22 protein-coding genes are annotated in these 24,679 nt (G+C 39.4%); 17 read left to right on the forward strand and 5 right to left on the reverse strand.

From position 1 onward, the window contains the following. Positions 1-310 precede the first annotated feature (310 nt). Entirely contained in the window at positions 311-1,186 is an 876-nt protein-coding gene (locus tag R2R35_RS16260) for an SPL family radical SAM protein (protein ID WP_317730886.1), read from the reverse strand. A 356-nt stretch (positions 1,187-1,542) separates the two neighbouring features. Between R2R35_RS16260 and R2R35_RS16265 the strand changes: the two genes are divergently transcribed. Both R2R35_RS16265 and R2R35_RS16270 read left to right on the forward strand, forming a co-directional pair. After that, positions 1,543-1,860 carry a cyclic-di-AMP receptor gene (locus R2R35_RS16265; RefSeq protein WP_033168410.1) on the forward strand — a complete coding sequence of 106 codons (318 nt, stop codon included), beginning with the start codon at positions 1,543-1,545 and terminating at the stop codon, positions 1,858-1,860. Between the two features lie 94 nt (positions 1,861-1,954). Next, entirely contained in the window at positions 1,955-2,575 is a 621-nt protein-coding gene (locus tag R2R35_RS16270; RefSeq protein WP_317730887.1) for an HD-GYP domain-containing protein, read from the forward strand. Positions 2,576-2,623: 48 nt separating this feature from the next. Here R2R35_RS16270 and R2R35_RS16275 read toward each other — a convergent pair whose 3' ends face one another. After that, the gene (locus tag R2R35_RS16275) at positions 2,624-3,088 is read right to left on the reverse strand and encodes an Lrp/AsnC family transcriptional regulator (protein WP_317730888.1); all 465 of its coding nucleotides are present in this window, start codon (positions 3,086-3,088) and stop codon (positions 2,624-2,626) included. 414 nt (positions 3,089-3,502) lie between these two features. Here R2R35_RS16275 and R2R35_RS16280 point away from each other — a divergent pair, with 414 nt between their 5' ends. The 3 genes from R2R35_RS16280 to R2R35_RS16290 all read left to right on the forward strand — a co-directional run bounded on the left by R2R35_RS16280 (position 3,503) and on the right by R2R35_RS16290 (position 8,420). Next, positions 3,503-4,921, forward strand: a complete 1,419-nt coding sequence (locus R2R35_RS16280; protein WP_317730889.1) for an aspartate ammonia-lyase — start codon at positions 3,503-3,505, stop codon at positions 4,919-4,921. 94 nt (positions 4,922-5,015) lie between these two features. Next, positions 5,016-6,131, forward strand: coding sequence for a M20/M25/M40 family metallo-hydrolase (locus R2R35_RS16285; RefSeq protein ID WP_317730890.1), 1,116 nt, complete (start codon positions 5,016-5,018; stop codon positions 6,129-6,131). A 927-nt stretch (positions 6,132-7,058) separates the two neighbouring features. Further along, positions 7,059-8,420, forward strand: a complete 1,362-nt coding sequence (locus tag R2R35_RS16290) for an MATE family efflux transporter (protein ID WP_317730891.1) — start codon at positions 7,059-7,061, stop codon at positions 8,418-8,420. Positions 8,421-8,539: 119 nt separating this feature from the next. On the opposite strand, the gene R2R35_RS16295 is transcribed toward R2R35_RS16290, so the two are convergent. Continuing rightward, on the reverse strand, positions 8,540-8,857 hold the full coding sequence (locus tag R2R35_RS16295; RefSeq protein WP_317730892.1) for a hypothetical protein: 318 nt from the start codon (positions 8,855-8,857) through the stop codon (positions 8,540-8,542). A gap of 631 nt (positions 8,858-9,488) precedes the next feature. Here R2R35_RS16295 and hydE point away from each other — a divergent pair. Together hydE and hydG are read left to right on the forward strand one after the other, a co-directional pair. Continuing rightward, a complete protein-coding gene (gene hydE / locus R2R35_RS16300; RefSeq protein ID WP_317730893.1) occupies positions 9,489-10,571 on the forward strand; it encodes a [FeFe] hydrogenase H-cluster radical SAM maturase HydE in 1,083 nt (360 codons plus the stop codon). Then, positions 10,559-11,977 (forward strand): [FeFe] hydrogenase H-cluster radical SAM maturase HydG, encoded by a 1,419-nt coding sequence (gene hydG / locus R2R35_RS16305; protein WP_317730894.1) that lies wholly within the window; start codon positions 10,559-10,561, stop codon positions 11,975-11,977. Before hydE ends, hydG begins: the two co-directional genes overlap by 13 nt. 193 nt (positions 11,978-12,170) lie before the next feature. On the opposite strand, the gene R2R35_RS16310 is transcribed toward hydG, so the two are convergent. Further along, a complete protein-coding gene (locus R2R35_RS16310) occupies positions 12,171-13,052 on the reverse strand; it encodes a DUF4299 family protein (RefSeq protein ID WP_317730895.1) in 882 nt (293 codons plus the stop codon). A 300-nt stretch (positions 13,053-13,352) separates the two neighbouring features. Here R2R35_RS16310 and R2R35_RS16315 point away from each other — a divergent pair, with 300 nt between their 5' ends. The 6 genes from R2R35_RS16315 (at position 13,353) to acnA (ending at position 19,780) form a co-directional block, all read left to right on the forward strand. Further along, positions 13,353-13,676, forward strand: coding sequence for a PadR family transcriptional regulator (locus R2R35_RS16315; protein WP_317730896.1), 324 nt, complete (start codon positions 13,353-13,355; stop codon positions 13,674-13,676). A gap of 16 nt (positions 13,677-13,692) precedes the next feature. Then, complete coding sequence (locus R2R35_RS16320; RefSeq protein WP_317730897.1) at positions 13,693-14,379, forward strand: permease prefix domain 1-containing protein; 687 nt, start codon at positions 13,693-13,695, stop codon at positions 14,377-14,379. Continuing rightward, complete coding sequence (locus tag R2R35_RS16325; RefSeq protein WP_317730898.1) at positions 14,376-15,575, forward strand: DUF4097 family beta strand repeat-containing protein; 1,200 nt, start codon at positions 14,376-14,378, stop codon at positions 15,573-15,575. Before R2R35_RS16320 ends, R2R35_RS16325 begins: the two co-directional genes overlap by 4 nt. A 513-nt stretch (positions 15,576-16,088) precedes the next feature. Continuing rightward, the gene (locus tag R2R35_RS16330; protein ID WP_317730899.1) at positions 16,089-16,382 is read left to right on the forward strand and encodes a DUF2325 domain-containing protein; all 294 of its coding nucleotides are present in this window, start codon (positions 16,089-16,091) and stop codon (positions 16,380-16,382) included. A gap of 17 nt (positions 16,383-16,399) precedes the next feature. Further along, positions 16,400-16,831 carry a flavodoxin gene (locus R2R35_RS16335; RefSeq protein WP_317730900.1) on the forward strand — a complete coding sequence of 144 codons (432 nt, stop codon included), beginning with the start codon at positions 16,400-16,402 and terminating at the stop codon, positions 16,829-16,831. 240 nt (positions 16,832-17,071) lie between these two features. Beyond that, positions 17,072-19,780, forward strand: a complete 2,709-nt coding sequence (gene acnA / locus R2R35_RS16340) for an aconitate hydratase AcnA (RefSeq protein ID WP_317730901.1) — start codon at positions 17,072-17,074, stop codon at positions 19,778-19,780. A 323-nt stretch (positions 19,781-20,103) separates the two neighbouring features. Here acnA and R2R35_RS16345 read toward each other — a convergent pair whose 3' ends face one another. Then, on the reverse strand, positions 20,104-20,964 hold the full coding sequence (locus tag R2R35_RS16345) for an AraC family transcriptional regulator (RefSeq protein ID WP_317730902.1): 861 nt from the start codon (positions 20,962-20,964) through the stop codon (positions 20,104-20,106). Between the two features lie 382 nt (positions 20,965-21,346). Here R2R35_RS16345 and kduI point away from each other — a divergent pair, with 382 nt between their 5' ends. The 4 genes from kduI to rhaM all read left to right on the forward strand — a co-directional run bounded on the left by kduI (position 21,347) and on the right by rhaM (position 24,395). Continuing rightward, the gene (gene kduI, locus R2R35_RS16350) at positions 21,347-22,174 is read left to right on the forward strand and encodes a 5-dehydro-4-deoxy-D-glucuronate isomerase (RefSeq protein WP_317730903.1); all 828 of its coding nucleotides are present in this window, start codon (positions 21,347-21,349) and stop codon (positions 22,172-22,174) included. Positions 22,175-22,293: 119 nt separating this feature from the next. Then, the gene (locus R2R35_RS16355) at positions 22,294-23,082 is read left to right on the forward strand and encodes a gluconate 5-dehydrogenase (RefSeq protein ID WP_317730904.1); all 789 of its coding nucleotides are present in this window, start codon (positions 22,294-22,296) and stop codon (positions 23,080-23,082) included. Between the two features lie 81 nt (positions 23,083-23,163). Further along, a complete protein-coding gene (locus R2R35_RS16360) occupies positions 23,164-23,952 on the forward strand; it encodes a carbohydrate-binding protein (protein ID WP_317730905.1) in 789 nt (262 codons plus the stop codon). Between the two features lie 131 nt (positions 23,953-24,083). Then, on the forward strand, positions 24,084-24,395 hold the full coding sequence (gene rhaM, locus R2R35_RS16365; protein WP_317730906.1) for an L-rhamnose mutarotase: 312 nt from the start codon (positions 24,084-24,086) through the stop codon (positions 24,393-24,395). Positions 24,396-24,679 lie beyond the last annotated feature (284 nt).

The raw sequence follows: 24,679 nt of genomic DNA on the forward strand, positions 1-24,679 counted from the left end.
ATGGAAATAATGAAGTATATATAATTAGAATGTTAAGCTATCTTATTCGAAAGTAGTATAAGAATAGAGATAGAGAATTAAGGTATAAAACATATACATGTAAGTATGTGTATGTAAGTCCTAAGGTTATAAGCTAAGAATTTATGGAATACGGCACCTTATATCTAGTATATTAAGGTGCCGTAATTATTTGTTTATATTAAGCTTTTTGAAATGGATTACATTAATCAAATATCAAAAAATTCTCCAACAGTATCAGAAGCCTGTTTGGCGGTAACGGGAAAAGTATGATAATAGATTCTTTGTTTCTCTATAACCAGGGCAGACTAAGTTGGTTATAGACCTCTTTTTCCGTATAAGTATGAAGGTAATCAAAAAGCCTGTCGTTTCCGGTTACAATCCTGTTCTTACGGCAGACGGTATAAAAAATCTCCATCAGTTCTTTGTTGTTATCACTGGATAGCTCATAAGCGTAGCCATACTTCTTCTGATACTTTTCCTTCATTCCTGGAAAATGTTCCTCCAGTTTCTCATAAAAATATTCCCGGCTTCCTTCTCTCAGGGTAAGGCCCATTCCAAAGCATATAATTCCATAAACCTTTGCCTCAATGCAATAATCAAGAATTCCCATAAGATTCTCTTTTGTGTCATTTATAAAGGGGAGAATAGGATCCAGCCACACTACCGTTGGGATACCAATATCCCTTAATATCTTTAACACTTCAAATCGTTCTTTGGTTGTACTGACATAGGGCTCCAGGAGGCGGCAGAGAGCTTCATCGTAGGTAGTCAGAGTTATCTGTACCACGCATTTTGCCTTACGGTGAATGGAGGTCAGCAGGTCCAGATCCCGTAATATCAAATTAGATTTCGTTTGAATTGCAAGGCCATAGCCATAATGATCAATTGCCTCCAGACACCTTCTGGTATACTTTAACTCCTTCTCCAGAGGAATATAAGGATCTGTCATCGCACCGGTTCCAATCATTGCTTTCTTTCGTTTACGAGATAAGGCATTTAGCAGCATAAGAGGTGCATCCTTTTTTACTTCGATATCAGTAAAGGCATGCTCCATTTTGTAACAATGGCTGCGGCTGTCACAATAAATGCAGCCATGGGTGCAGCCTCTGTATATGTTCATTCCGTTTTGAGGAGAGAGTATCGATTTATATTCTTTAAAATGCATGAAGGAACCACCGTCTTTCGAATAATGATATTTATTATAACAGATTTAATGTGACAGCAGTATGTCAGGTTATCAGTAGTACAGACAATTAACTTACTTAAATTAAGCCGGTTTACAAACTTAGAGGTATAAGTTGTGCTTAAAACTTTACTTTCAGTATAAAATATAATATAATACAGATATAATTTTTAAATTATCAGATATATAAGAACTTTTAAGTTTTAGATTAAGAGTTTTGATTAAATTATCGAACATTTATTCACATACCATGTTTACAGTAACAGGATAAGTCAATAATAGGATTGTAATGCTACAGCCCTTGAGAAAATAAAGCGTATAGAAAGGAAGGGATTACAATGAAACTGATTTATGTAATAGTACGGAATGTAGACAGCACGAGAGTAACAGACGGGTTAAACAGCAAAGGTTTTTATGTTACGAAACTTGCTTCAACGGGAGGTTTCCTAAGAGAAGGTAATACTACCTTGCTGATTGGTACCGAGGAAGAGAAAGTGGATGAGGTAATAGAACTTGTGAAGAAGGAATGCGGACCCAGACAGCAGATTATTTCCAATCCTGTAGGATCTGCGGAGTTTTATTCTACTCAGGTTATGGTTAATGTTGGAGGAGCTATTATTTTCGTAACAGATGTTGATAGATTTGAAAGAATATAAGGAAAAGTCATAAAAAAATATTGCCTGATATGATAAAATTTAGTACAATTGGTGTGTTGTGGATAGGAATTATCCAAAGGAAAGGCACGTTAGGATGAGTATAGCAGACAACAAAGCAGATGACTACATAGATTACCATGAAATTATAGAGTGTATTACAGGAGCTTTGGATGCCAAGGACAAATACACTGCGAATCATTCCTGGAGAGTAAGTGAGCTGGCTAAGAAAATCTGTGAAATCATTGGACTGAGTAACAGTGATACCAATGAAATTCATATAGCAGCGCATCTTCATGATATCGGTAAGATTGGCATAGCGGATGCTATCCTCAATAAAGAGGGGCCGTTAACACCAGAAGAATGGGAAGTCATTAAGACGCATTCACGAATTGGATACGATATTTTAAATAAGTCAAAGCGTATGAAGCAAATCAGCGGAATTGTTCTTCATCACCATGAACGTTATGATGGAGGTGGGTACCCAGAGGGTATAAAAGGTAACGATATCCCCTTAGGATCCAGAATCATAGCCATCTGTGATTCCATAGATGCCATGACAACGGAGAGGAGATACCGTTCAATATTATCGCCTGAAGAGTGCTATAATGAGATTGAAAAAAACCTGGGCTTTATGTATGACCCATTCATCGGAAAGTATATTCTGGAACATTGGGAAGAAGCAATCATACCCTTTATCGGGTTGAATATTGAATAATTCTACTATATATTATTACAATTACATAATAGCAGTTTAACGACTGCTCTACTCTGTAAGGGGGGATTCATCTGACACCATGGTGCAATGAATCCCCCTGTGTTCTACTGCTGTGGAGAATACAATCTGTGTACTGGTACGTCCGAATTTCTGAATTTGACCAATGAAAGAATCAAGCTCCATAGTACTTGGAAAGGCTACTTTTATAAGCATGGCATAATGTCCGGTTACGCAGTTACACTCAATCACATTTGGACAGGATTTTATGAAGGGGTAGAATTCAACCTTTTGAATGGGTTCAACCTCAAGATTGATAAAAGCTGTTATATGGTAACCAAGTTTTAGCCAGTTTACCTCCGCATGATATCCTTTTATAATTCCGTCTTTCTCCAATTTTGAGATTCTGGCAGCAACGGCAGGAGATGATAAGAAGACCTGGTCTGCTATCACTTTAAGGGGTGTTCTTGCGTTTTTTTGTAAGATTTCCAGTATATGTTCGTCTACATGATCCATATGTATACCTGCTTTCATTAAAGTTATTCCTAACATTTCTTAATATTATAAAATAAAGAGACCTTTGATGCAAGAAAGAATCCGTTCAAACATTATATTATTAAGAAAAATTAAGAAGTTACGTAAAACGACAATAAATTACCTCAATAAATTTACAAACACTCCTAAGAAGAATCGAAATAAATAAGACCAAAATCATTATTTTATTTTGTCTATACCATTAATATTTTTTATTAATTCGAAAGTGCGCTACCCCTATTTACGGCTCTTAAAAATGGTGATATTCTCATTTCCATGAACTATTAGAAAAAGGTTAGAAAGTCTGTGTAATTTGCCGGAAGAAAATCAGGAACCGGGATTCAACCAGATGGATAACAGAGAATGACATTATGAAAGGGAAGGTTGACACAAATTATGAGAATAGAAGCCGATTCAATGGGGAGTATGGCTATACCAAAAGATGCTTATTACGGAGTTCAGAGTTTAAGAGGACGAAATAACTTTATAATGACAGGCAGACCTCTTAATCCGTTTTTTATATCAAATCTTGCAAAGATAAAGAAAGCCGCAGCGTTGACAAATTATGAAGGTGGATTTCTTCCGGAAGAAAAGGCAGGAAGTATTATAAAAGCCTGCGAAGAGATCATAAATGGAAGCTTCAGGGAGCAATTCATTGTGGATGCCATACAAGGCGGAGCCGGAACCTCGGCCAACATGAATGCCAATGAGGTCATTGCCAATCGTGCGATTGAACTTCTGGGAGGTATGAAAGGCAACTATTCTATTATTCATCCCAACGACCATGTAAATATGGCGCAATCTACCAATGATGTTATTCCAAGTGCCGGTAAGATGACGGTATTGGAACTGATAGTAAAAGCAGTAGCAGAACTAAAGAAATTAAGTGAAGCTTTCGCAAATAAAGCAGAAGAATTCGATCATATTCTTAAAATGGGCAGGACTCAGCTACAGGATGCCGTCCCCATGCGTCTGGGTCAGACCTTTCAGGCTTTTTCCACTGCAATAAACCGTGATATAGCAAGGCTTAAAGTAGCAGGAGAAGAGATGTTGACGCTTAATCTTGGCGGAACTGCAATCGGAAGCGGTCTCAATGCCAGTCCTTATTATTATTCAAATATCATCCCAAACTTAAACAGGCTATGTATGATTAATTATAAACAGGCAGCCGATATGTTTGATGCAACCCAGAACCTTGATGGATTTGTACAGGTGTCAGGCTGTTTGAAATCCTGTGCTGTCAATCTTTCCAAAATCAGCAATGACTTAAGGCTGTTATCCTCTGGTCCCAGAACAGGTCTTGGTGAGATTAATCTGCCGGCATTGCAGAATGGTTCTTCTATCATGCCGGGTAAAGTAAATCCGGTGATACCAGAGGTCGTAAATCAGGCAGCTTTTCAGATAATAGGAAACGATGCGGCGATAACCTGGGCAGCCGGCAGCGGTCAGCTGGAACTAAATGCTTTTGAACCGGTGGTATTCTATAATTTGTTTGAGTCACTGGAGCTTCTTCGTCAGGCAGCGTTTACCCTAACAAATCTGTGTGTATCTGGAATAACTGCAAATGAGGAACACTGCAAAGCACTGCTGGATAACAGTGTTTCCATTGCAACCGCACTCTGCCCTGTAACAGGCTATGAAGAAGCCGCAAGAATCGCAAAAACAGCCTTGAAGAAAGGTGTTTCAGTAAAAGACCTTGTAAGAGAAGAAGGAATAATATCGGAAAAAGAGATAGAAAAGATCTTTGATTTATTTCCAATGACCATAAACCCTCAAATCAAATATGAAAACAAGGAAATTTCTCTTTCATATTGAAGAATACCATAACCTGTGATACATTAATAAAGAAGCGAAAGCATAAACGCAACCATATAAATTCGCAAAATACAACACAGGAATGGAGACAGATATGGCAAACAGAGAGCGTATCATAAATAATTTCGTAAAGCTGGTATCCATCGATTCCCCCTCATTTGGAGAACGGGAAATGGCGGATGTATTATGGAAGGAGCTGTCAGATTTGGGCTTTGCCGTAACGGAAGACGAAGCAGGAAAAGTATATGGTGGAAATGCAGGTAATCTTTATGGTTATTTACCTGGTGAAATAGACGGACCTCCCATTCTGCTATCTGCCCATATGGATACAGTAGAGCCTGCCTTCAATAAAAAAGCCGTTGTACACCCTGACGGAACCATAACCAGTGATGGAACCACTGTACTGGGAGCAGACGATCTGTCCGGTGTCGTAGCTATCCTAGAGGCAGTTAGATCCGTAAAAGAAAAGAACCTGCCTCACCGCAGCATAGAAGTATTGTTTCCTATAGCAGAAGAAGTATATCTAAAAGGCTCAGATGTATTCGATTATTCAAAAATCAAAGCAAAAGAAGCATATGTACTGGACTTAAGCGGAGAAATAGGAACGGCAGCGTTAAAAGCGCCTACTCTGGTGTCCATAGAAGCAGTCTTTACCGGGAAAGCCGCTCACGCAGGATTTGCCCCCGAAACAGGCATACACGCCATAAAAGCAGCAGCGGAAGCCATAACTGCCATACAAATGGGACGCATCGATACAGAAACAACCGTTAATATAGGTTTAATAGAAGGCGGACTTGCCAGAAATATCGTACCGGAAAAATGCATCTTAAAAGGAGAAGTAAGAAGCCTTCGTCATGAAAAAGCCCTGGAGGAAACTGAGAAAATAAGAAAAGCCTTCCAGGAAGCCGCAGACAAAGCAAAAGCCGTACTAACCTTTGAAACCACCTTCGGTTGTCTTTCCTACGAGACGCTGGAGAGTGATCCGGTAGTACAGCGCTACGAAAGAGCATGCCAGGAACTATCTATAAAAACGAATTATATTGAAACCTTTGGCGGTAGTGATAACAACAATTTTGTACGCAACAACATTACAGGTATCGTAATGGCCTGCGGAATGAACAGTGTCCACTCTACCAAAGAATACACACATATTGATGATCTGGATAGCTGCACAGAAATAGTGATCAAATTGATAACCTCAGCTAAATGAAGAAATAATAATAAATATAAAAAGCTCAGAGCAAGCCGGAATTAAAGATTCCGGCTTTTTTTAAAGGCAGTTTTTCACAAGGGGACGGCAAATTACACAAAGCAGAAAAAACTCATGCTTCGATTCCAAGGCATAAGAAGCCCTAATTTCTCTGACTATTTTGTGCTGGACATATGATGAAACAGATAACTCGCTTCGCTCAAACAATCTGTTTTATCATATAGCACAAAATATTCAGAGAAAAGGTCTTCTAATGCCTTTCCATAGGCGCATTCGTTCTTTCTGCTTTGTGTAATTTGCCTGTGCTTTATAGAAGCAAGACTTTGACTTGCAAGTCTAAAGTGCAGATAAGATAAGAAGTATAAACTACATAGATATGATATACCAGTAATCTACAACTCATAATTTGGCATTGCTTATAAATAAATTGTAATGAATTCCAATCCAAGCATATCATCTTACATCCATTACAACGAACAGATAAGACAGGTAAAGCCAAGTAACCAGATGATTAGGGGGGCTGTTTGGCAGGGGTGCCTTGAGAGGTTCCTTATGACACTTAAATGGCAGCAACGATTCCTAGGTAAGTCAGTGCCACTGTCTGAGCTCATTAAAACTACGCTCCCACAACATACCAGCGAGTTTGGCACAGGCTTACCTGCCAGGAATCGTTGCTGCCATTTTAGTGGAATAAGGGTTCTCGAAGAAACACCTGCCAAACAGCCCCCCTAATCATCGTCCACAGCCACAACCTCCCGTCATACATACCACAACTTCCGTCTGATATTCCCAGCCCCCTATTGACTTTTGCCTTCAAAAATGTTACCGTGTCCCTTGATTGACAAAAAATAAGCATAAAGTGTAACACAGTTAACCTGTGTATAACTTCCATGTAAACATGGATAGCTGGAACAGGATGGATAAAAAATGAATGAATTAAATAGTAAACAAGAAAAACGAACCTTCTACAAATTGGTATTTTCACTGGTTTTTCCTATGGCATTACAGAATCTTATAAATGTTGGAGTAACCTCCACAGATGTAATCATGTTGGGAAAAGTAGGAGAAACATCCTTATCAGGAGCTTCCCTTGCTGGACAAGTACAGTTTATAATGACTCTCATATTTTTTGGATTAACATCAGGAGCTGCCGTACTGACCGCCCAATATTGGGGCAAGAAGGATACCGATACCATAGAAAAGATTATGGCCATTACAATGCGCTTTTCTATTTGTATTGGTCTAATATTCACAGCAGCAGTACTTATATTTCCAACACAGATAATGCATATTTTCTCCTCTGAACAGGGTGTTATTGAAGAAGGAGCAAAATATCTTAAAATAGTAGCTTTTTCTTATGTAATGGTTTCCTTTACCATGATATATCTTAATATCATGAGGAGTGTGGAGAGGGTAATAGTCTCCACTGTAGTTTATCTGGTTTCATTTATTGTTAACTTTGTTTTTAACTCTATATTAATTTTTGGTCTCCTCGGTTTTGAACCCATGGGTATCCGTGGTGCTGCTATTGGTACTTTAATAGCCAGAATTTCAGAAGTATTGGTGGTTAGCTTTTATGCCTTTAAGATTAATAAGACTATACATTTCCGGTTTAAGAATCTGATGGTTAGAGACAAACTGTTAAGCAGAGACTTTTTACATTATTCCATACCAGTCATGCTAAATGAACTTCTATGGGGAGCAGGCGTCGCTGCCTCGGCTGCCATCATCGGACATCTGGGACAATCTGTGGTAGCGGCTAATTCTGTAACACAGGTAACTAGGCAGTTTGCAACGGTTATAACCTTTGGCGTTTCCAATGCTACGGCAATAATACTGGGGAAAGCAATTGGTGAAGGCAAAGAAGAACTGGCAAAGCTGTATGCGAAGAGGTTGGTCAGGATAACGATCTGCCTTGGCTTTATTGGAAGTGTTATTATACTTATAGCCGGTAATGTTGTTGGAAACTATTTGAATTTAAGTGTAGAAGCTCAGTCCTATCTCAAATTTATGATGTTTGTCATGTCCTATTTTGTTATTGGACAGGCATTAAATACGACTTTGATAGTGGGGGTATTCCGGGCAGGAGGAGATACACGATTCGGTCTCATATTGGATGCATCAACCTTGTGGGGAGTAGCAATATTATTTGGTGCATTGGCTGCATTTGTCTTTGAACTACCCATAATTGCTGTATATATGATTCTTATGAGTGATGAGATTATTAAGATTCCGTTATCCCTCTGGAGATACCGTTCTATGAAATGGGTTAGAAATGTTACCAGATAAAGAGGCTGCATCGTATATAAATAATTTAAGAAACAGGATTTATACAGAAGAGAAGGTGCAGCATAAAGCTGCACCTTTTTTAGATACTTTAACAGACAGATGACTAAGAAGTCTCCGATTTAGAAACACTGAAACGTTACAATGTTGTTCAGACTGATTCGTTGATATATCCATCCAAAGCCTCTCCAGCGATAACCAATGGCTGTCTGCCTGCCTATAAAAGAAGGAAAGAACCAGTAACTGGTTCCGTTTACAAGCCAGACGTAGGTATTTCTGTCAATACAACCGCGCATACCCCGGGCTCCGTTTTTGAAAGCGGGTATGGGAGGGGTGAAATCAGGCGGTGTAATCAAGGGTACAGGGGGAGGTGGTCGATAGCCTTGACCATTAGCACGCTGCATGGCTGTAAGTTTCTTCTGGCAATATGGTTTTTGCATACTGTCCTTATTTGACGGGCTGTTATATTTGTGCTCCGGCTGCAAGTACATTCCCCTTTCTGTTTTATACTATAATTTATGCGAAAGATTCTTTTTGGTGTTAGCTTTCCACTTTTTCTCTAAAGTTTATTGATAAAATTTGTTTACTAAATAACAAAGAAGGAGTATAATTAATTGAGAGTGTGAATTATTTAGCAAAGTTTTTTGGCTGGAATTGGCAGGATAGGTACTGCCTCATTATATTTATTACCTGAGACTTGCCGCTGATTAGGCAGAGAGTAAAAGTACAGCAGTTCCTGCAAATCTTGATGATAGCTTAACAGAAGCAGTTAGTGGGCCTGAAACAAAGAATACCAAGCTGGCAGTAGCGGTATCCCAGTTAAATAATTCCTTTAAAATTACAAAGAAAGAATGTATATGTACTGATTAAAAGGGTTCGTCCCGATTGAAAAGGCATTGGAATCATATTATCAAAGAAGTATTGGAATACTTTTATCCGGCATTCTTTTCTTCTTAACATGAGAATCCTTATGTCTTTGGTCAAACACCTGGGACGTAAGGATTTTTTTAGGTTAACAGAGCATAATGGATTAGTTTAAGAAGGAATCATATTTCCTGATAGGAGGATGCCATGAAGGATTTAATAGACATCTTAAGAAAGACCAGAAACCTGAAAGAGGAAGAATTTGCAGCACTGATACGAGGCATGTCTGATGAGGATGGTCAGTATCTGAAAGAAAATGCTTTTCAAGTGAAGCAGGCGTTCTATGGTAATAAGGTATTTACCAGAGGCTTGATAGAATTTACGAATTATTGTAAGAATGACTGCTATTATTGCGGAATCAGAAAGAGCAATACAAATGCAGTAAGATATCGTCTGACTTTTGAAGATATCATGTCTTGCTGTGAACAGGGTTATGAACTGGGATTTCGTACCTTTGTACTTCAGGGTGGAGAGGACTTGAGATTTACGGACGAAGATATTGAAAAAGTCTGTCTAAGTATTAAAGAAAAATATCCGGATTGTGCTATAACCTTATCCATTGGTGAGAAAAGCTACGAGTCCTATAAAAGATACAAGGAAGCCGGAGCCGACAGATACCTGCTGCGCCATGAAACTGCAGATGACGAGCATTACAGCCTGCTGCATCCGGGCAGCTTAAAACTCGCGGAACGCAAACAGTGCCTGTGGAATCTGAAGGAACTGGGTTATCAGGTGGGCACAGGTTTTATGGTGGGTTCACCTTATCAGACACCGGAATGTATTGCCAAGGATTTAACCTTTATTAAGGAACTGGAACCTGCTATGGTTGGGATCGGTCCGTTTCTTCCCCATCATGACACACCGTTTAAGGAGTTTTCCAAGGGGTCTTATGAACTGACCTTAAGACTTATTGCCATTATCAGACTTATGATACCCAATGGCCTGATTCCGGCAACGACAGCCCTTGGTACAATACATCCCAAAGGCAGGGAAGAAGGCATCTCCTGGGGAGCGAATGTTGTAATGCCTAATTTATCCCCGGTCAGGGTAAGAAAGCAGTATGAACTCTATGATAACAAGATCTGTACCGGCGACGAGGCGGCAGAATGCAGAGCCTGTCTCCAGAGAAGGATGTTAACCGTTGGACATGAGATAGTAACCGCCAAAGGCGATTTTATCCCCCACACATTTGAAACAGTAGAAGGGAAGGAAGATATATGTACAATGTAAAGTCAAAAAAGGCAGAAGAATTTATTGATGACGGGGAGATTAAAGACACCATAACCTATGCACTTGAAAATAAAAGTAACAAAGAATTGATTGACAGTATTATCAAGAAAGCAGAGCTTATGCAGGGAATCAGCCACAGGGAAGCAGCCGTTTTGCTGGAGTGCGACTTAGAGGAAGAAAATGAAAGAATGTATCAGCTGGCGAAGGAGATTAAGAATAAGTTCTATGGAAACCGGATTGTTATGTTTGCGCCTCTTTATTTATCAAATTACTGTGTCAATGGTTGTGTTTATTGTCCTTACCATCACCAGAACAAGCATATTGCCAGAAAGAAGCTTACACAGGAAGAGATAAGGAATGAAGTTATCGCTTTGCAGGATATGGGACATAAGCGTCTTGCACTGGAAGCGGGAGAGGATCCGGTAAATAACCCGATTGATTATATACTGGAATGTATCAATACCATCTATTCCATTAAACATAAGAATGGTGCTATCCGCCGGGTAAATGTTAATATTGCGGCCACCACCCATGAAGATTACCGCAAATTAAAAGAAGCAGGAATCGGTACCTATATTCTCTTTCAGGAAACCTATAACAAAGAGAATTATGAGAAACTTCATCCCACAGGACCAAAGCATAACTATGCATATCATACCGAAGCAATGGACAGAGCCATGGAAGCCGGAATCGATGATGTTGGTCTGGGAGTACTCTTTGGTCTTAATCTCTACCGCTATGATTTTGTTGGTATGCTGATGCATGCAGAACATCTGGAGGCTGCTCTTGGGGTTGGACCTCATACCATAAGTGTTCCGAGAATACGTCCGGCTGATGATATTGATCCAGAGGATTTCACCAATTCCATCTCGGATGCCATTTTTGAAAAGATTGTAGCGGTGCTTCGAATTGCCGTACCTTATACAGGAATGATCGTATCTACCAGGGAATCCAGAGAAACCAGAGAAAAGGTGCTGCAGCTTGGTATCAGTCAGTTAAGTGGTGGTTCCAGAACCAGCGTGGGTGGTTATGCACAGGAAGAAGAGGAAGAGGATAATTCCAGTCAGTTCGATGTAGAGGATAAGAGAACCCTTGACCAGGTGGTAAACTGGCTGCTGGAATTAGGGTTTATTCCAAGCTTTTGTACTGCCTGTTACAGGGAAGGAAGAACGGGTGATCGTTTCATGAAGCTGGTGAAATCAGGTCAGATTGCGAATTGCTGCCAGCCCAATGCCCTTATGACCTTAAAGGAGTATCTGGAGGATTATGCCGGAGAGGATACAAAGAAAAAGGGAGAACAACTGATTGAAAAGGAACTTGAACATGTAACCAATGAGAAAGTAAAAGCAATAGCAAAAGATTATCTCGTTCAGGTTCAGGAAGGAAAGAGAGACTTCCGATTCTAGATTTTTATCAAGAAACAGTGAATTACACAAAAAAACAATTGCTTTGATACCAAGGCTTTGAAAGTCCTGATTCTCTGATATTTTGTGCTTGGTTATTATAAAACAGAAGTGTAGCATCAATCAAATAGTCTGTTTAATAATATAGCACAAAATAGTCAGAGAAGCGGGCACAAAGAAAAGAAACATAGACGGACTATAATTCCACTTTGTATTTTTCTCCAATGGCAATAATCTCGTCTAAGCTCAGTTCCTTCAGAAGTACATTTTCCGCATCATAATAGTTAAGTTTCTCTGGGGGCAGCGCATTCATAAAATCTATAAAGTTTACAACATAAGGTTCCTGCTCTTTTGAAAGTGACACCAAGGTTACATACCAGGCGCTGATAGCAGATTCTTTACCAGTACCCGGAAATTCTAAGCCAAAGGGTATCTTAGGAGAGGAGGGAATGATGCTTGGTGTAGACTCTGTGATTGCAAACATTCCGATAAAATCCTCTTTTCGTTTATAAATTGCCGGTTTGGCATAATACACGTCTATTGCCTGCATGTTATGTAGGTAATCACTGAAATCCTTTAAATCCTCTGCCTCTCTGAAACGTTCTTTCTCTTTTTCACCCAGTACAAGGGGCCATAAGGCGCAAAATATGGTTAAGGATTCCTGCTCTTCATCGTTGCAAAAATTCTTTAGTACTTCTAAGTTAAAGTTTCTATTGATTTTTCTGGATTCTTCTAATTCATTCTCATTCAGGATAGCTCCATCTATCTCCACTTTACAGTTGGTCCAATATCCTTTAATTCTTTGGATCAGATCGTATAAAGCATCGGTTTCCTCCAGGGTAGAGGGAAATGGAAGACGCAGATATACAGAATCTTTCTTCTGGGCATTCCAGTCAATACCGATACCCCGTGCTAATCTGTCCGGCAGATAGGCGACAAAACCTTCTTCCCCCAGTTCGCCTTCTATTAAGCGTAAACCATCGAATCTGCCATATTTTAATTTACCGCCAAGTAATATCTCCAAGGGCAGGTTTTTCTTAAAAAGTCCTTTTTGTGTGATTGTAACATCTACTCCCATAGTGTTAAGTTATCTCCTTTGTAGGTATTTATTTGCCTGAGATTACATCCATTGTAGCAGTTATAAAGTATTTACTCAATTAAAAATAGGAAATAAATAACCTAAGATTGTATTAAGATATGCTAAGTATTTCTGAAAAATAACAGAGGACCTGCTTTGAAAAAGGATTAGTAGAGATGGAAAAAACGGAATTTATCAAGATTTTATATAAATCAGTATATATAGTATATTATTTTTAAATATACCTTGACAGGTGAGGTATATATAAATATAATATAGTCAAGATAAGGAGGTAGCAACATGTCGATTACATCAGATGTAATTCGTGGCCATACCGAACCGATAATCCTGGCACATCTATTGGAGAGGGACAGCTACGGTTATCAGATTAACAAAGAAATTATGGAGAAGACCAACAATTTGTTTGAATTGAAGGAAGCTACTCTTTACACAGCATTTCGCCGTCTGGAACAGGCGCAGCTGATCACTTCTTATTGGGGAGACCAGGAAGTGGGTGCCAGAAGAAGATATTATTCCATTACGGATAAGGGCCGCCAGGCATATCAGGACTATAGAAAAGACTGGGAGAATGCCAAATTAATAATTGATACTTTATTAAAGTAAATGGAGGAAGAATAATATGGATGAGAGAATGAGAGCTCATATTGAGAAGCTTTTCGAAGAAGCACCCAAAACAAGAAAAGCATTTGAGCTGAGGGAAGAATTACTTGGTAATTCGGAAGAGCGTTATCAGGATTTGGTAGCAGAAGGTATGAAACCGGAGGATGCCTGTATGCTGGTCATTAATTCCATCGGTAATGTCTCGGAACTTTTCGAAGAGTTGGAGGATGTAAATCCTGATTACAGAACAATTCAGGAAGCGCAGTATAAAAAGGTTGTTTTGGTAAAGACGGCGGCGGTTGGGTTATATATCTTTAGTGTGGTTCAGTTTTTAGCCCTGGGACTGATGAGCAGTTATATGTATTTTCCCATTGATTTAACCACGATTGGTTTTATCGTTATGCTGTTGTTGGCTATCATACCAACCTGTATGCTTGTATATACAGGCAATATGTATCCGAAATATAAACGTAAGAATGATACGGTAGTTGAGGAATTCAAGGAATGGAAAAGCAGCTCCCACAAGAGCAAATCAGTAAAAACCGCGGTGCTGTTCGTAGCATGGACTTTCATATTAGTACTATATTTTGGTATAAGTTTTGCGACTTTTAGCTGGTATGCAACCTGGATTATATTCCTGGTAGGTGCCTGTGTACATGCAATCATTGAATTGCTTTATCGTTTGAAGGAGGATAAGCAGCGTTGAGACCATTTTTTAAAGTCCTGATCATTGTCTATGCAGCGATTGCTATCGGTTTGATAGGCCTGTTGATCTTTCTGATTCATACAGGGGGAATACGGACAACTAATTTTTCATTCGGGGGCAGACTTGAGCTGGCGAATACACAAACTACTAATCTGGAGGGAATAGAAGACCTAAAGGTTAAGTACAGCTCCGATAATGTTGTAGTTTATGAAAGTGACAGTGATGAACTAATTTTAAAAGAATATATGAGCTTTACTCCAAAAGAGGAGGAGCTTACCAAAATCACAAAAAGCGGGAAAGAGTTAAGGCTGGAGGGTAAGCGGGACAGCTGGAATGGCATGGTCTTAGGCTTTAACAGAAGCAGCCGTATGGAAATATATCTGCCAGCAGGGTATAAGAATAATATATATATCAGTACTGCCAGCGGTGACATAGAATCCGGACTGAATTTAAAGGTAAGGGAATTTGTGGTTACTACTACCAGTGGTGAAATCGTATTTAATGAAGTATCCGGAGAAAATTTAACGATCTCTTCTGCCAGTGGTGACATAGAATTTAATGCAATATCCGGAGAGAATCTAACAATCTCTTCTGCCAGTGGAAACTTAAAATTTCAGAAAGCAGAAGGTAATCGAATATTATCAACCAGCAGCGGAGATATTAAGGTATTCGGAGGCAGTGGTAATACAGTGATATCAAGTGTCTCAGGCAGTATCTATGTAGAAAATTCCATTGGGGATTTTGAAGCAGGCACCTCCAGCGGAGATATTAAAGTAGAAGGTACCATTGGCAAAAAAGAACTTCATTCAACCTCAGGAGAGATAAAGCTTGAGAATAGCGAAGGATATATTAAAGCATATACCTCCAGTGGAGATATCCGTATCAGTAATACCAATGGAGCAGGAGATTTTCATTCTACCTCAGGTCAGATAGAGGTTGATTTTAGTAAAGAGATTTCTTTCATTACAGACGATATCAATGCAGAGTCCTCCAGTGGGGATGTAACAATGCGTATTCCAGCTTCCTTGGCTTTTGAATTTAATGCCAGTACCAGCAGTGGTGATATCAGCTTTTTTAATGACCAGATAAGCTATAACAAGAATAAAAAGAAAGCAACCGCCACAGTGGGAACAGCGCCGCTGATTCAGTTAACAGTAGAAACCACCAGTGGTGAGATAAACATTAAAAGTAAATAGTCAAAAGAAGAGGCTGTTTCTTCATTAACAAGGCTACTGCGAGAAGTCCCTTGACTTTCCTTCACAGTCTGATAGACAGATTACCAAGTTGTTTGCTATAATCGTCCAAAACTGGTTCGATTTTAGAGATAAAGCTTGGTAATATGTTACAGGCAGTGCATTAAAGGAATTTCAGGGGGCTTCTTGCAGTTTTATATCATTATGGTAAATCATCGGGAACAGAGGTTCTTAAAGCAGATCTATTATAAGGAATGTCTTATATTTAAGCTGGAAAATTTATTTAATTGGGACAAATATATAAAAATTATCAATTAGAAAAATAATGCTTGCCTTAATTAGGTTAGTTATGATAATCTTATAATAAATTAAATGAAAATGAATATCAGTTGCAATTAATAAATATAATATATGAGAGATAGAGACTGACTAATTTGCTTCTGCTATAAAGTGAGTTCTGTTTGACAACGAAATCACTTTACCTGCTGAATGCAAAAGGAAAAGAGAGGTGATTTTATGAGCGTTGTTATAGTAGGAGGACATGACCGCATGGTCTGTACTTACAAGGAGATATGCAAAAAGCATAATTTTAAGGCAAAGGTATTTACCCAGATGCCGGCAAATTTCAGGACGCAGGTGGGAAGTCCTGATTTATTGATATTGTTTACCAATACGGTATCTCATAAGATGGTAGTATCAGCATTAAAGGCAGTAGAAAAAGACTCCACAATTGTGGAGAGAAGCCACAGTAGCAGTGCATGTGCCTTAAAGGACATATTATGTGAATATTGCAATAAATGCAATAAATAAAAGATGGAGGAATAAGTATGAGTAAGATTAATATCGTTTATTGGAGCAGTACAGGAAATACAAAAGCAATGGCTGAGAAGCTTGGTGAAGGTGTTACAGCAGGCGGTAAGGAAGCACAGGTTACGGAAGTATATCAGGTAAAGGCGGAAAGTCTGAAAGAGGAAGCGGTATATGCACTTGGCTGCCCCTCAATGGGAGCAGAGGTGTTAGAAGAAGATACCATGGAACCTTTTGTTGCAGAACTGGAGCAGTATGTATCCGGTAAGAAAATCGCTCTGTTTGGTTCATATGGCTGGGGTAATTGTGAGTGGATGCGTGATTGGGAGGAGCGTTTAAAGAATGCTGGAGCTGAAATAGTCGGAGGTGAAGGAATAACCTGCTTAAACGACCCCGATGATGATACTCTTAACGCACTGTTTGAGTTAGGAAAGAAACTGGCGGAAATCTAAATAAATGAAAGTGTGAGCCTATCAGCCTGGTTATACTTCAGGTAAGATAGGCTTATTTTTTTACCGGACCAGCTTATTTTTACCAGTTGGATGACCTTGTGCTTCCAACCGGGACATGGTAACATAGATAGTAGAACTACTGTTTGCCTAAAGCAAAACAAAGACACATTAATGAAATGATGATAAAGTGTAGTAACTATGGCATAAGTTTGCAATATATAAGGAAGGAAGGTTAGCAATATGAGTGAAGATACAAAAAAACAAACACGAAAACAATTCACCTTTGGGGGGAAGACCTATGGCTATTACAGTATAGACAGCTTAAAGGAAAAAGGATATCAGATAGATAAACTGCCCATAACCATAAAGATACTGCTGGAAGGCGCAATCAGGCAGTTGGATCATAAGCGTATAAAAGAGGAGCATATTCACAGCCTGGCCGGCTGGCAGAAGGATATGAAAGAGAAACTGGAAGTCCCTTTTATGCCTTCCAGAGTATTATTGCAGGATTTTACCGGAGTACCGGCTATGGTGGACCTTGCGTCTATGGGACAGGCGGTGGGAGGAGCACTTAACCCGGGAGTTAAGGTTGATCTGGTTGTAGATCATTCTGTTCAGGTAGACTCTTATGGTAAAGATTCTTCTCTTGCTGAAAATATAGAACTGGAATATGACAGAAACAAAGAAAGATATGAATTCTTAAAGTGGGCACAAAATACTTTTCAAAATTTTAGGGTAGTACCGCCCGGAATGGGAATTATCCATCAGGTGAACTTAGAATATCTGGCTTCAGTAGTGGAAGCCAGAGAAGAAGAATTGACAATATTATATCCGGATACCCTGGTGGGAACGGATTCCCATACAACCATGATTAACGGCCTTGGTGTCCTGGGCTGGGGAGTGGGAGGGATAGAGGCAGAGGCCAATATGTTGGGAGAGCCCTCCTATATGACAATGCCAAATGTAATCGGGGTAAGACTTACCGGAAAGCTAAAGGAAGGCGCCACTGCCACAGATCTGGCACTTTCTGTAACAGCTTTGCTAAGAAATATCGGTGTTGTAGGTCAGTTTGTGGAATTCTTCGGTGAGGGACTTAAAAATCTGACCCTTGCTGACCGGGCAACGGTTGCCAATATGGCACCTGAGTATGGTGCAACCTGTGGTTATTTTCCCTTTGATGAAGAAAGCTATCATTATCTGCTGCTAACAGGGAGAAAGAAAGAAGAGGCTGACAGGGTAAGAGAATACTTAAAAATCAATGGACTTATGCTGGGAGAGGGAGTAATACCGGAATACACAAAAGAAATTACATTGGATCTAAGTACGGTAACGGCTTCCCTGGCCGGTCCCAAAAGACCTCAAGATCTTATGCCCCTTAATAAAGTAAAGGAATACTTTAAGAGCTGCCTGACAGAAGCACCCGGAAACAAAGGATATGGTCTGTCAATAGAGGAACTGGATAAAAAAGTTAAGTTATCTGTTCTAAGGCCAGCATTGTCTGTGAAGCAGGAGGAAAAGCATACAAAGAAAGAAACAGTGGAGTTAAAAACCGGGGATATCGTACTTGCAGCGATTACCTCCTGTACCAATACCTCCAATCCCTATGTAATGTTTGGAGCTGGTCTAATGGCAAAAAAGGCCGTAGAATCAGGTCTTCAAGTACCTGCTTTTGTAAAGACTTCTCTGGCCCCCGGGTCTCTCATCGTAAGTGATTACCTGGATAAAGCATTACTGACCCCTTATTTAAAGGAGCTTGGGTTTCATACAGTAGGATATGGATGTACCACCTGTATTGGGAATTCCGGTAAACTGCTGCCGGAGATTGAGAAAGCCATATCAGAAGAAAACCTGCTCACAGCTTCGGTATTATCAGGGAACAGAAACTTTGAAGGCAGAATACATCCTCTGATCAAAGCAAACTTTCTTGCTTCCCCTATGTTAGTAATAGCCTATGCACTGGCTGGTACCATACTGATAGATTTTGAAAACGACCCAATTGGTGAGAATGCAGCTGGAAAAAGAGTATTTCTTAAGGATATTTGGCCATCTTCCGCAGAGATCCAGTTATTAATGGAAAGATCACTAAAGGGAGACATGTTTCTTAAGAGATATGAAAAGGTATGGCTTGGAAATGAAAAATGGGAAGAGCTGAAAGCCAAAGGCAAAGGCACCTTTGACTTTAAAGAAGATTCTACCTATATCAGGAACCCGCCTTATTTTGATAACCTGTCAAAGGAAAGATGCAAAATCAGCAATTTAAAAAGTCTCAGCGTCCTGGCTAAATTTGGTGATTCTGTAACCACCGATCATATATCACCCGCTGGTAATATCGGAAAAAACACGCCCGCAGGAAAATATCTTGCAGAGCTTGGGATAGAGGTAAAAGATTTTAATACCTATGGTTCAAGAAGAGGAAATCATGAAGTAATGATGCGAGGAACCTTTGCCAATATCAGAATCCGAAACCAACTGGCGGAAGGAAAAGAGGGCGGTTATACAAGACACCTTCCCAGCGGAGAACTCGTTTCCATCTATGACGCTGCCATGAAATATAAAGCAGAAGAAAAAGCTCTTTTAGTAATTGCAGGAAAAGATTATGGTATGGGTTCTTCCAGAGATTGGGCAGCGAAAGGAACGGCATTATTAGGTGTAAAGGCAGTACTTGCTGAAAGCTATGAGAGAATCCATCGGTCGAATCTTGTAATGATGGGCGTCCTGCCTTTTGAGTTTTTACCAGGAGACACGCCAGAAAGCCTTGGTCTTACAGGAGAAGAGCAATACACCTTTTGGATAGAAGAAAGAGAAGAAAATCTGGTAACAGTCACTACAGAAAAGCTTTCCTTTCAAGTGCGTCTAAGAATAGACTCAGCCGCTGAGTGGGATTATTACCGCAATGGTGGTATACTTCAAATGATAGCCAGACAAAAACTAGAAGATAGGAATAAGTAAAACTAAAAACCATATTTTCATAGGATTTCAGGTAAATTGAATAAACCGGAAAGAACGAATGCGCCTATGGAAAGGTATTAGTAGTCCTTTTCTCTGAAGCTTTTATGCTATATTATAAAGTAGATTGTTTGAGCGAAGCGAACTGCTTTATAATATGTCAAGCATAAAAGCTTCAGAGAATTAGGTCTACGTATACCTTGTAATCGAAGCATGAGTTTTTTCCGGTTTATTCAATTTGCCGTCCCCCTCCCCATAAAAAAAAGAAGCTGATTCTCCTCTATTATTCATACAGAATGATGTCAGCTTCTTTGTAATATATCATATTATTTCGTACTATACTGAGAATACTTTTTTGGTGAAATCCCTACAGCCTTGGTAAAAGCCTTCAAAAAATTACTATAATCATGAAAACCGCTGTATTCACAAACTTCGTTAACAGTCTTACCTTCTGCAAGAAGGGCTTTGGCTATCGTAATCCTTCTGGCAGTAATATATTTGTTAATCGTAGTTCCGGTAGCAGCCTTAAATATCCGGCAGATATAAGACTCACTTAAAAAGAACTGCTTTGCCAGGTGTTCTATCGTAATGGGTTCGTTGATGTTTTGATTTATGTATTCCAGTATCTGATCCACCTGCCTGCTGTAACGAAAATTCTCATCTTCGGTTTCCAGACGGCAATGAGCATAAAAGGCCTTGTTCACGAATAAGAGTAGTTCCGTAAAGGCTGTCCGCTCCAAGATATCCGTACCAAAACCTGCCGGGCTGGTAATTTTATAGATATAATACAGAAATCGCTGCTGCTGTTCTTTGTCTAAGGGAATTTTGTGGGAAAAGCCAGAGTCCCTGTAGGAAAAGCAGTAATTCAAATCTGTTGACGGAGTGGAAAGAGATTTGATAAAGTCCGGATGAATGGATAAAACAATACGTTCATGGACCATACTGTCTATCTGGGACAGATAATGGCTTTCGTAACTATTGATCAGAAAAACATCGCCGGGTTGAATATTGTAAAAACGGTTATCAATCAGAAACTGCCTGCCGCCGGATATGGAATAATATATCTCATAACAGTCATGGATATGCATATTCATAGGCTTTTCCTCATGATATAGATGAGCAACGGCAAAGTATTTCTGATTAATGCAAAAATCAATGGCTTCCTTACAGGAGGTATATTCCTTCATGACAGAACCTTCCTTTCATTAGAATTAACACAACAATGAGTAATTTAGTATATCGGAATCTATGAAGTTAGATACTTAATCACTATTATAGCAGTACTGTTCAAAATAAGCAAGTTTTAGAATAGTAAATGACAAGAATCAGAAATATCAGTATGTTATACTCTATATAAGCTGAATAAAGTTTTTAAGGTAGAATGCAATCTAGCATTCCTACACCGGTAAGAAGGAAAAGCTGAAATTCAACTTAATATTATATCAGCAATCAGCAACAATAATACTTAATCGTAAGATGCATATCTGAAATAGACAACATGTACCTGCACATCAACTTAACAGGTAACCAGACGATAACAATGATACCCGGAATAGAAAGGATGATATTATGGAACTTAGAACAGCAGCATCACCCAAAGACGTGAAACACTACACAACAGAAAGATTAAGAGAAGAGTTTTTAGTAGAGAATTTATTTAAAGCAGGTGAGATTACCAGCGTATACAGCCATATTGACAGAATTATTTTTGGAGCTGTTGTACCGGTTACATCTCTGACCTTAACTCCGGGTGAAGAAATCAGAGCAGAGTATTTCTTACAGCGCCGTGAAATGGGTGTAATCAATGTAGGCGGAAAAGGAAAGATTTCTGTTGATGGTACAGAGTATACCTTAGAGAACAGAGATGGAATGTATATCGGGATGGGAGCGAAGGAAGTGGTATTTAGCAGTGAAGACAAGGAGAATCCTGCCAAATTCTATTACAATAGTGCACCGGCACATAAGACATACCCTACGGTTCATATCAAACCTGAGAACTGCATCTGCGTTGAACTTGGTACTTTGGAGCAGTCCAATCACAGAGTTATTACAAAATATATCTTACCCGGCCAGGTAGAGAGCTGCCAGCTGGTTATGGGTCTTACCAGTTTGAAACCTGGCAGTGTATGGAATACAATGCCTTGCCATACACATGACAGAAGAATGGAAGCATACCTATACTTAGATCTTCCGGAAGATGCACTTGTATTCCACTATATGGGAGAGCCTGCTGAGACAAGACACATTGTAGTGCGTAATGAGCAGGTGGTTATATCACCCAGCTGGTCCATACATTCCGGTTGTGGAACCAGAGCATATTCCTTTATCTGGGGTATGTTAGGAGAAAATCAGGATTTCGACGATATGGACGGCGTTGCCATGTCAACACTGAAATAAGCAGTAAATTATGAAATCAGCTTAAGTATTTTCGTGTATAGAGTAGGAAATGAAATATACACTAACCCTATAAATACAGAGATTAATTCAGCAGCAATAAACTATAAGGAGGATTTACAATGAGTATTTTAAATACATTTTCATTAGAGGGAAAAGTAGCCCTTATAACAGGTGCTTCTTACGGAATCGGTTTTTCTATTGCAAAAAGCTATGCAGAAGCAGGAGCTACTATCTGCTTTAACGATCTGAAACAGGAATTCGTAGACAAAGGACTTGAGGCATACAAAGAAGCAGGAATCAAAGCACATGGTTATGTGTGTGATGTTACCAATGAGGCTCAGGTAAATGAAATGGTAGCAAAAATTGAAGCAGAAGTTGGTGTTATCGATATACTCGTAAATAATGCAGGTATCATTAAGAGAATCCCAATGGTTGAGATGTCAGCCGAGGATTTCAGAGCAGTAATCGATGTTGATTTGAATGCACCTTTTATCGTATCCAAAGCAGTTATTCCCAGCATGATCAAGAAAGGCCATGGAAAGATTATTAATATCTGCTCCATGATGAGTGAATTAGGAAGAGAAACCGTTTCTGCTTATGCAGCTGCAAAAGGCGGACTTAAGATGTTAACCAAGAATATTGCTTCCGAATATGGTGAGTTCAATATTCAGTGTAACGGTATCGGACCTGGTTATATTGAGACTCCTCAGACCGCACCACTTAGAGTAAAAGGAAATCCCTTCAATGATTTTATTATAGCAAAAACCCCTGCTGCAAGATGGGGAAGAACAGATGATTTAGCAGGTCCTGCAGTATTCCTTGCTTCTGATGCATCTGATTTCGTAAACGGACACATCCTGTATGTGGACGGTGGCATCTTAGCTTACATCGGCAAACAGCCAAGTTAATAGAATATACCCATAGAAAGGGCTGCTGCTTTTGCGGCAGCTCTTTTCGCCATTTCAGAATTCGATAACCGGAGGTTCATTATGCTTTTAACACTTAAAGTAGTTGATAAAGATGGAAATAGCAAGGCAGTTACAGAAGGTGAAGGAGATATCACTCTTGTTCACAGAGAGGAATACCAGAATGGGGACCAGATAATCCTGACCTCCTCCGAGAAAAATATCTTCCTGAAGGTTCAGGTGGATGATGCCTTAGGTTCTGCTTATGTATATATAACAAAGAATGAAATTGTCTATAAGATACCTGATACAGAAGGCAGACGTTCCCTTTCCCCTAAAACCTTTACCGGGAATATACATCTTCTTTCTGCCAGAGCAGCAGCAAAAGAGGAAATAGGGAACTATCGCAACCTGGCAGTAAACGTAATGGATCAGCATGGAGACACCGGCTGCTATCCACATGCTTCCGCTAATGTGGAGACCAGAGGTGAATCTGTATTTGCAGCAAAAAATGCCATAGACGGAGTGATTGAAAATCATTCCCATGGGGAGTGGCCATATTCCTCCTGGGGAATTAATATGAGAGAGGACGCTGAATTTAAACTGGAATTTGGCAGAAGTGTTCTGGCGGAGGAAATCCACCTTTATACCAGAGCTGATTTTCCTCACGATAACTGGTGGCAGAGGGTAACTCTAACCTTTTCAGACGGCAGCAACAGAGAATGGGAATTGGAAAAGAGTGATAAAGCGCATATATTAGTGCTGGAGGGTAAGAAAATAGAATGGCTTATGCTCCATAACCTTATCAAAGCAGAGGATCCGTCTCCTTTTCCTGCACTTACCCAGATCGAGGTATACGGAAGAGAGGTTTAACTGGACATTTTCTGCTTATAAAACTCTGAAAACTGCGCATATAAAAGCAAGAATAAAATATTGATAGAAAATGCTGAAAATTCAGGTTAGAATAGAAGCAGACTGATTATAAAGCGGAAAGAGGTATTTGCATGATTAAGGGATTTAAGATGAAACTGTATGAGGGACAGGAAGAGGAATACAAACGCCGCCATGATTTGTTATGGCCTGAAATGATTGATATGATACATGAATATGGCGGCAGCGATTACACTATATTTCTTGACCGTGAGACCAATACTTTATTTGGTGTGATAACCATAGAGGATGAAGAACGTTGGAGTAAGGGGGCAGATACTGCAATCAACCGTAAATGGTGGGATTATATGGCAGATATAATGGAAACCAACCCTGATAACAGTCCGGTGGCTGTGGATTTGGTAAACCTCTTTCATCTGGATTAATTGACATCGTTAAATTACAAAATCTATATTGAGCCTGGGGCTGCTGCATACTTTTTCCGGATATTTTAGTATGCAAAGGTTCCAGGCTGTCGTTTTGTAGAAGGATAATCTGCTTTTATGGGGGATTTTGAATTGTAAAACTTATCAGTGATACAAAAAAAGGGTTCAAAAAGATAGGAAAATATATTATAATACAATAGAGATATTTATATGGAAAAATATTACAAACAATACATAAACAAAGATTGTAGATACTTCTTACTTCGTTAATCTTAGGAAAACTT

This window comes from Anaerocolumna sp. AGMB13020 (assembly GCF_033100115.1).
In the GTDB taxonomy this organism is placed as follows: domain Bacteria; phylum Bacillota; class Clostridia; order Lachnospirales; family Lachnospiraceae; genus Anaerocolumna.